General features: G+C 68.7%; 9 protein-coding genes. 7 read left to right on the forward strand and 2 right to left on the reverse strand.

Annotated elements, in window-relative coordinates; all coding sequences use genetic code 11:
* Positions 1-65 precede the first annotated feature (65 nt).
* Positions 66-653, forward strand: a complete 588-nt coding sequence (locus ABD329_RS21740; protein WP_309142656.1) for a hypothetical protein — start codon at positions 66-68, stop codon at positions 651-653.
* 18 nt (positions 654-671) lie between these two features.
* Here the strand turns inward: ABD329_RS21740 and ABD329_RS21745 are convergent, their stop codons facing one another.
* The gene (locus tag ABD329_RS21745) at positions 672-962 is read right to left on the reverse strand and encodes a ferredoxin (RefSeq protein WP_198276047.1); all 291 of its coding nucleotides are present in this window, start codon (positions 960-962) and stop codon (positions 672-674) included.
* A 257-nt stretch (positions 963-1,219) separates the two neighbouring features.
* Here ABD329_RS21745 and arc point away from each other — a divergent pair, with 257 nt between their 5' ends.
* The 6 genes from arc (at position 1,220) to prcA (ending at position 7,332) form a co-directional block, all read left to right on the forward strand.
* Positions 1,220-2,986, forward strand: a complete 1,767-nt coding sequence (gene arc / locus ABD329_RS21750) for a proteasome ATPase (protein ID WP_198276048.1) — start codon at positions 1,220-1,222, stop codon at positions 2,984-2,986.
* 259 nt (positions 2,987-3,245) lie between these two features.
* On the forward strand, positions 3,246-4,757 hold the full coding sequence (gene dop / locus ABD329_RS21755) for a depupylase/deamidase Dop (RefSeq protein WP_198276049.1): 1,512 nt from the start codon (positions 3,246-3,248) through the stop codon (positions 4,755-4,757).
* Positions 4,758-4,892: 135 nt separating this feature from the next.
* A complete protein-coding gene (locus ABD329_RS21760; protein WP_020872584.1) occupies positions 4,893-5,111 on the forward strand; it encodes a ubiquitin-like protein Pup in 219 nt (72 codons plus the stop codon).
* Positions 5,112-5,200: 89 nt separating this feature from the next.
* Positions 5,201-5,713, forward strand: coding sequence for an endonuclease VII domain-containing protein (locus ABD329_RS21765; RefSeq protein WP_198276053.1), 513 nt, complete (start codon positions 5,201-5,203; stop codon positions 5,711-5,713).
* Positions 5,665-6,510 (forward strand): proteasome subunit beta, encoded by an 846-nt coding sequence (prcB, locus tag ABD329_RS21770; protein ID WP_198276050.1) that lies wholly within the window; start codon positions 5,665-5,667, stop codon positions 6,508-6,510. Before ABD329_RS21765 ends, prcB begins: the two co-directional genes overlap by 49 nt.
* A 54-nt stretch (positions 6,511-6,564) precedes the next feature.
* Positions 6,565-7,332 carry a proteasome subunit alpha gene (gene prcA / locus ABD329_RS21775; RefSeq protein WP_198276051.1) on the forward strand — a complete coding sequence of 256 codons (768 nt, stop codon included), beginning with the start codon at positions 6,565-6,567 and terminating at the stop codon, positions 7,330-7,332.
* 107 nt (positions 7,333-7,439) lie between these two features.
* Here prcA and ABD329_RS21780 read toward each other — a convergent pair whose 3' ends face one another.
* Positions 7,440-8,522, reverse strand: coding sequence for a LacI family DNA-binding transcriptional regulator (locus tag ABD329_RS21780; RefSeq protein ID WP_344316773.1), 1,083 nt, complete (start codon positions 8,520-8,522; stop codon positions 7,440-7,442).
* Positions 8,523-8,696 lie beyond the last annotated feature (174 nt).

Raw genomic sequence — 8,696 nt, forward strand, 5'->3', positions numbered from 1 at the left:
CCCTGTGAGATGTGGCACCATGCGGGTCATCTCCCGCCTCAGCCCCTCACATGGAGTCATCCCGCGTGCAGCCTCTGGGCCCGGATCTCGCGCACACCCAACCCCGTCCGGTGCACTGGGTGGCGACCGCGGCCGCCGTGGCCGCCGTCATCGCCGGAGGGTCGTTCTTCCAGCCCTCGGACGCCAAGGCCACCACGTCCACCACCGCCGCCGCGCCGGGCACCGGGAAGCTTCCGGCCGCCAAGGCCCCCGACCCCCGCGCCGCGGACTATCCGATGAACTGCGGACGGGCCCGGCCGGACGTCGTCGACCGGGGCTCGGCGGACCTGGACGGGGACGGACGGCCGGAGACCGTCGCCGTGGTGCGCTGCCCCACCGCGTTCGGTACCCCGCCCAGCGGCGTCTATGTGCTCTCCCAGCCGACCGGCCACGCGGGCGCCGCACCCCGTGTGGTGGCCACCTTCGTGGATCCGAAGGAAGGGATGAGCATCGGCGATTTCGCGGTGCGCGGAAAGAGGGTTTCGGCCACGTTGCTGGGATACTCGTCGGCCAAAGTCCCGCGGTGCTGTCCGGATCTGGAGCGCAAGGTCAACTGGCAGTGGCGGGACGGAAAGTTCGTACTGAAGGCGCTGCCGGTTCCGGGGAGTGTGTGAGCGGTTACTCGCGCTGGGTCACTCCGCGTCGGGTCCGTAGACCTCGACCCGGTCCGTGACGCGGCGTACATGGATGCAGTCGCCGGGGCACTCCTTGGCGGAATCCCTGACCTCGGTCAGCAGGGCCACGGGGACCGGGGTGGTCGCGCCCTTGTCCTGCAACAGCTCATCGTCGGCGCTCTTGACGTAGGCTAGACCGTCGATGTCGAGTTCGAAGACCTCGGGAGCGTACTGGGCGCAGATGCCGTCCCCGGTGCACAGATCCTGGTCGATCCAGACCTCAAGACCGCCGAGCTCCTCGTTCCGCACGGTGTGCCGCCTCCTGTTCCTTCGATACGCGTTTCAACATTGTCTAAATATCGCCAACCCTGACGGGTGTTGACCGTGTCGACGATACAACCGCTCGCTTTCCGATGTTGTTGGGTGGGTATTCACCTGGCGTGAGGGAGTGCGCAAGGGTGAAGATCGGACACACGCCGACCGGGTTTGTGATCTAGGGGTTTCAACCCGCACCGGCCCAGGTAGGGTCAGGAAGCGTCCAGCTCCCCTTGGAGGAGGTGAGGACCGTGGCAGCCCACGACGACGACATCAACCGCGGCATCCGGCCGGGGCGGGGGTCTGACGACCCTGCCGGCCAGGTTGCCTATCTCGAGCAGGAAATCGCCGTCCTGCGCCGCAAGCTCGCCGACTCTCCGCGTCATACGAGGATTCTCGAAGAGCGGATCGTCGAGCTGCAGACCAATCTGGCGGGAGTGTCCGCACAGAACGAGCGGCTCGCGAACACACTCCGTGAGGCCCGCGACCAGATCGTGGCCCTCAAGGAGGAGGTCGACCGGCTCGCACAGCCGCCGGCCGGTTTCGGAGCCTTTCTACAGGCGAACGAGGACGGTACGGCGGACATCTTTACCGGGGGCCGTAAACTCCGGGTGAATGTCAGCCCAAGCGTCGAGCTCGAAGACCTCAGGCGCGGCCAGGAGGTCATGCTCAACGAGGCGCTCAATGTGGTCGAGGCCATGGAGTTCGAGCGCGCCGGGGACATCGTCACCCTCAAGGAAGTCCTTGAGGACGGCGAGCGCGCCCTGGTGATCGGGCACACCGACGAGGAGCGGGTGGTGCGGCTGGCGGAGCCGCTGCTGGCCACCACCATCCGGCCCGGTGACGCCCTGCTGCTCGAGCCCCGGTCCGGCTATGTCTACGAGGTGGTACCGAAGAGCGAGGTCGAGGAGCTCGTCCTCGAAGAGGTCCCGGACATCGACTACAACAAGATCGGCGGTCTGGGAAACCAGATCGAGCTGATCCGCGACGCGGTCGAGCTCCCGTACCTCTACCCCGACCTCTTCAAGGAGCACGAACTGCGGCCGCCCAAGGGTGTGCTGCTGTACGGCCCGCCCGGCTGCGGCAAGACGCTGATCGCCAAGGCCGTGGCCAACTCCCTTGCCAAGAAGGTCGCCGAGGTGACCGGCAAGCCCGCGGGGAAGAGCTTCTTCCTCAACATCAAGGGCCCCGAGCTGCTCAACAAGTACGTCGGTGAGACGGAGCGGCACATCCGGCTGGTCTTCCAGCGGGCTCGGGAGAAGGCCAGCGAGGGCACCCCCGTCATCGTCTTCTTCGACGAGATGGACTCCCTCTTCCGCACCCGTGGCTCCGGGGTCAGCTCGGACGTGGAGAACACCATCGTCCCCCAGCTGCTCTCCGAGATCGACGGTGTGGAGGGCCTGGAGAACGTGATCGTCATCGGTGCCTCCAACCGCGAGGACATGATCGACCCCGCGATCCTGCGCCCCGGCCGGCTCGATGTGAAGATCAAGATCGAGCGTCCGGACGCCGAGGCCGCCAAGGACATCTTCTCGAAGTACCTGACGGAGTCCCTGCCGATCCACGGCGACGACCTCTCCGAGCACGGCGGGTCGCCGAAGGCCGCGATCGGCGGGATGATCCAGTCGGTGGTCGAGCAGATGTACACCGAGTCCGAGGAGAACCGCTTCCTGGAGGTCACCTACGCCAATGGCGACAAGGAAGTCCTCTACTTCAAGGACTTCAACTCCGGCGCCATGATCCAGAACATCGTGGACCGCGCCAAGAAGATGGCGATCAAGGACTTCCTGGACCACAACCAGAAGGGCCTTCGCGTCTCCCATCTGCTCGCCGCCTGCGTGGACGAGTTCAAGGAGAACGAGGACCTGCCCAACACCACGAACCCGGACGACTGGGCCCGGATCTCCGGTAAGAAGGGCGAGCGGATCGTGTACATCCGCACCCTGGTCACCGGAAAGCAGGGCGCGGACACCGGACGCTCCATCGACACGGTGGCGAACACCGGTCAGTACCTGTAACACCGCGGTCCGGCTGCGGATGTCCTGGACGGGGCATCCGCAGCCGGATGCGCTTTTCGGACCGCATTCTTCGTATGAGTCCTACGAGCCCGACCGGAGCAATGACTGTAATGATCTCCGCAGCACCGCTTGGCCGTTCTAGGCTCTTCGGTACCGCAGTATCGCGGCACGGGGGATCGGGGGCCGCAGATGGACCGGGAGCGCAGCGGTACTTGAGCGCCGATCCCAGCCGGGGGCGGCGCCGGGCAAGGAGGGCCGCATGACCGTACGGCGCGTAATGGGAATCGAGACGGAGTACGGGATCTCCGTCCCGGGGCACCCGAACGCCAATGCCATGCTCACCTCATCCCAGGTCGTCAACGCCTACGCGGCGGCGATGCACCGGGCGCGCCGCGCCCGCTGGGACTTCGAGGAGGAGAACCCGCTGCGGGACGCCCGCGGATTCGACCTCGCGCGCGAGTCCGCCGACGCCAGTCAGCTCACGGACGAGGACATCGGCCTGGCCAATGTGATCCTCACCAATGGCGCTCGGCTCTATGTGGACCACGCCCACCCCGAGTACTCCGCCCCCGAGGTCACCAACCCCCGGGACGCGGTGCTCTGGGACAAGGCCGGCGAGCGCATCATGGCCGAGGCCGCCCTGCGCGCCGCGGAGCTGCCCGGCGGCCAGCCCATCCACCTCTACAAGAACAACACCGACAACAAGGGCGCCTCCTACGGCACGCATGAGAACTACCTGATGAAGCGGGAGACCGCCTTCTCGGACATCGTGCGCCACCTGACGCCCTTCTTCGTCTCCCGCCAGGTCGTCACGGGCGCGGGCCGCGTCGGCGTCGGCCAGGACGGCCATGAGCACGGCTTCCAGATCAGCCAGCGGGCGGACTACTTCGAGGTCGAGGTCGGCCTGGAGACCACGCTCAAGCGCCCGATCATCAACACCCGCGACGAGCCGCACGCCGACGCCGAGAAGTACCGCCGACTCCACGTGATCATCGGCGACGCCAACCTCTCCGAGCTGTCGACGTACCTCAAGCTGGGCACCACCGCCCTGGTCCTGTCGATGATCGAGGACGGCTTTATCGCCGTGGACCTCGCGGTGGACCAGCCGGTGCGCACCCTGCACCAGGTCTCGCACGACCCGACGCTGCGCCGTCTGGTCACGCTGCGCAGCGGCCGTACGCTCACCGCGGTGCAGCTCCAGATGGAGTACTTCGAGCTGGCCCGGAAATACGTCGAGGACCGCTACGGGGCGGACGCCGACGAGCAGACCCGGGACGTCCTGGCCCGCTGGGAGGACGTGCTGAACCGGCTCGAGCGCGACCCCATGAGCCTGTCCGGCGAGCTGGACTGGATCGCCAAGCGGGAGCTGCTCGAGGGCTACCGCCGCCGCGACGCCCTGGAGTGGGACGCCGCCCGGCTCCATCTGGTGGACCTCCAGTACGCCGACGTACGCCCGGACAAGGGCCTGTACAACCGGCTGGCGGCCCGCGGCAAGATGAAGCGGCTGCTGGACGACCAGGAGGTCGCCCGCGCCCAGAACAAGCCCCCGGAGGACACCCGCGCCTACTTCCGCGGCCGCTGCCTCGAGCAGTACGCGGACGACGTGGCGGCGGCCTCCTGGGACTCGGTGATCTTCGACCTGCCGGGCCGTGACTCTCTGCAACGGGTCCCCACCCTGGAGCCGCTGCGCGGCACCCGCAACCACGTCAAGGAGTTGCTGGACCGCTGCCGCACGGCCGAGGACCTGGTCCGGGTGTTGTCCGGAGGCTGAAATGCCCTTGGGCCGGGAATCATCGAGGTGGCCTCCGTGCGTTGTAGCGAGTGGGAGGCCGATGTCGGACCCTGCTTGTAGGGTCTGATCTTGAGACCGATCGAATCAGCGGGCGAACCGAGCGGGGTGAGGGAAATGGCGACCAAGGACACCGGCGGCGGTCAGCAGAAGGCGTCGCGCTCGACCGAAGAGGTCGAGGAGCAGACGCAGGACGCACAGGCCGCGGACGACCTCAAGGAGCGGCAGGAGAAGCTCTCGGACGACGTCGACTCCGTGCTGGACGAGATCGACGACGTGCTCGAGGAGAATGCCGAGGATTTCGTGCGAAGCTTCGTGCAAAAGGGTGGACAATAGGCCACATCGGACACGGTCCAGTGACATCGAAAAGGTGCTCCCGGTGTCGTCAAACGCTTTCCGTGGAAGCGTTCGCACGCAATAGGTCGATGCGAGACGGGCTTCAGGCTTATTGCCGGGAGTGCTCCAAGGAGTATTACTTGGAGCGCCGGGAGGCGGCGGGGCTCGATGTGCACCGCAAGGGTCACGTCCCTCCCGGCCACAAGTACTGTCGCGGCTGCCGGGAGGCGAGGCCGCGCAGTGAGTGGCATCGGAAGCTCAGTGCTCCGGACGGCCTCGCGAGCCGGTGCAAGGCGTGCAAGGCGGAGGACGGCAGGGCAGGTCACCTGAAGCGCCAGTATGGCCTGACGGAAGCGGAACGCGATGCGCTCGTCGCGGCTCAGGCGGGAGTCTGCGCGATCTGCCTTACCGCCCCCGCAGCGCATGTTGATCACGACCATGGGACGGGTAGGGTCCGTGGCGTACTCTGCTTCAGCTGCAATGCGGCATTGGGGCAGTTCAAGGACCGAGCGGATGCCATACGGCGTGCCGCCGCTTATCTGGAAGGAAACGCGTGGAAGCCAACACTCGTAGCACCGGGCGTCTACCAGCTGCCTTCCTGACGCCAGGCTCGTCCTCCTTCATGGACTTCCTGGGCGACCACTCGCCCGAGCTGCTTCCGGGGAACCGTCCGCTGCCCCCGGTGCAGGGCGCCATCGAGGCCCCCCACGGCACCACCATCGTGGCGGTGACCTTCGCCGGCGGCGTGGTGCTCGCCGGAGACCGCCGCGCCACCATGGGCAATGTCATCGCGCAGCGTGACATCGAGAAGGTCTTCCCCGCCGATGAGTTCTCGGCGGTCGGGATCGCGGGGACCGCCGGTATCGCGGTGGAGATGGTCAAGCTCTTCCAGCTGGAGCTGGAGCACTTCGAGAAGGTCGAGGGCACCGTGCTCTCGCTCGAGGGCAAGGCGAACAGGCTGTCGACCATGATCCGCGGCAACCTCGGCATGGCGATGCAGGGCCTTGCCGTGGTCCCGCTCTTCGCGGGGTGGGACGTCGACCGGGGGAAGGGCCGCATCTTCTCCTACGACGTGACCGGGGGGCGTTCGGAGGAGCGCGGCTTCGCCGCCACCGGCTCGGGCTCGATGTTCGCCCGGGGCGCGCTCAAGAAGCTCTATCGCGAGGATTCGACCGAGGAGCAGGCCGCCACGGCCGTGCTCCAGGCGCTCTATGACGCCGCCGACGACGATTCGGCCACTGGCGGGCCGGATCTCGCCCGCCGCATTTATCCGATCATCACCTCCCTCACTGAGGACGGTTTCAAGAGGTTCGGCGAGGACGAGGTGTCCGAACTCGCCCGCGCCATCCATGAACGGCGCCTCGAAGAGCCGGACGGCCCCCGCGCCGCCCTGCTCTGATCAGGACGGTCCAACCGGAATGCATTCGCCAATGACAGAAGGGACGGACAGCCGGTGACGACGCCGTTCTATGTTTCTCCTCAGCAGGCTATGGCCGACCGCGCGGAATACGCCCGTAAGGGCATCGCGCGCGGCCGCAGCGTGGTCGTGCTCCAGTACGCCGACGGCATCGTCTTCGTCGCGGAGAACCCGTCCCGTGCGCTGCACAAGGTCAGCGAGATCTATGACCGGATCGCCTTCGCGGCGGTCGGTAAGTACAACGAATTCGAGAATCTGCGCATCGGCGGTGTCCGTTACGCCGATCTGCGTGGCTATACCTATGACCGCGAGGATGTCACGGCCCGCGGACTGGCGAATGTCTACGCCCAGACCCTGGGCACGATCTTCTCCAGCGCCGCCGAGAAGCCGTACGAGGTCGAGCTGATCGTCGCCGAGGTCGGGGAGGGCCCCGAGGACGACCAGATCTACCGGCTTCCGCACGACGGCTCCATCGTGGACGAGCACGGCTCGGTCGCCGTCGGTGGCAACGCCGATCAGATCAGCAGCTACCTCGACCAGCGCCACCGGGACGGCATGACCCTTGCCGAGGCCCTCAAGCTGGCCGTCGACTCGCTCTCCCGTGACAACAACGGCGGGGAGCGCAGCCTCACCGCCGAGCAGCTCGAGGTCGCGGTCCTGGACCGCACCCGCCCCCAGAAGCGCAAGTTCAAGCGCGTCCTGGGCGGCCAGCTCTCCCGGCTCCTGGAGCCCGGAGAGGGCGGATCCGATGCGGAGGCGTCGGCCGAGTCCTCGGAGGAGTCCTCCTCGGAATCCGAGGACTGACCCACCCGCCACCGTTTTATCTCTCCGCCACCGCCGCCCCGGCCCACCGGGGCGGCGGTGGTGTTATGACCACGCGATGGGGCCCGAACTGGGGGCCCGAGCCAGGGTCAGGACCGTGGGGGAGGGGCCGTGGAGCCGCGGCGGACCAGATCGACGGGGAGCACGGTGTCCTGGGGTGTCTCACCGTCCAGGAGCGTCATCAGGGCCCGCATACCGGCCGCGCCGACCGCCTCCGCCGAGAGCCGGACCGTGGTCAGCTCCGGCTCCACCGCCGTGGCCAGGGCCAGATCGTCGAAGCCGGTCACCGAGATGTCGTCCGGGATCCGCAGGCCCAGCCGCCGGGCCGCCTTGCAGGCCCCCGCGGCCACGATGTCGTCGTCGCAGACGAGCGCGGTCGGCCGGGGCCCGGGGCGGGCCAGGACCCGCTCGGCGGCCCGGCGGCCCTCCTCGACGCTCAGCCCCGCCGGTTCGGCGCTCAGCGCGGCGCCCGGCACCCCGTCCACCGCCTCCGCCAGCGCCCGGGCGCGGACCCGGAAGGTCCAGGAGTCCACCGCCGCCGCGAGATGGGCCACCCGGCGGTGGCCGAGCCCCAGCAGATGCCCGGCCACCTGCCGCGCCCCGTCCGCGATGTCGAGGTTGACCGTGGCCGCGGCGGCCGCGTCGTCCGGGTCGCTGTCGAGCATCACCAGCGGCAGTCCGCCGCCGCGCACCGCGACCAGCGCGTCGGCCGCCATGGAGGAGGCGATCACCCCGTCCAGCGAGGCGCGCGCCGAGTCGAACGGGTCCCGGGCCGGGCCCACGCCCTCGGGGGACGGATAGAGCACCACACCGAAGCCGTGGTCGGCGGCGACCCGCTCGGCGCCGGTGTAGACGCGGGCGAAGAACTCGGTCGTGAGGGCGGGCACCACCAGCAGCACGGTCCTGGTGCGGCCCAGACGGAGGCTGCGGGCCGCGAGGTTGGGGCGGTAGCCGAGATCCCGCGCGGCGGCGCGCACGGTCTCCACGGTGCGCTCGGAGACCCGTCCGGGCCACTTCTCCCCGAGCACCAGGGAGACGGTCGCCTGGGACACGCCCGCCGCGCGCGCCACATCCCGGCTCGTCGCCCGCCCCGCCGCCGGGCGCCCCGAGGCCGCCCCGCCGCCGCCCGCTGCCGCCCCGCTGCCTTGAGCCGCCCCGCCGCCCGCTGCCATCGCGCGTCCGTCCGCCGCCCCGCCGCCACTTGAGGACCCACCGCCTGTGGCCGCCCTGCGGGCGCTCGGAGCCGCCCCGCCGCCTGCTGTGGTCCCGCTGTCTTGAGCGGTTGTGCCGCCGCCTGCTGTGGTCCCGCTGTCTTGAGCGGTTGTGCCGCCGCCTGCTGTGGTCCC

The organism is Streptomyces javensis (assembly GCF_039525925.1).
GTDB classification, from domain to species: Bacteria; Actinomycetota; Actinomycetes; order Streptomycetales; family Streptomycetaceae; genus Streptomyces; species Streptomyces asiaticus.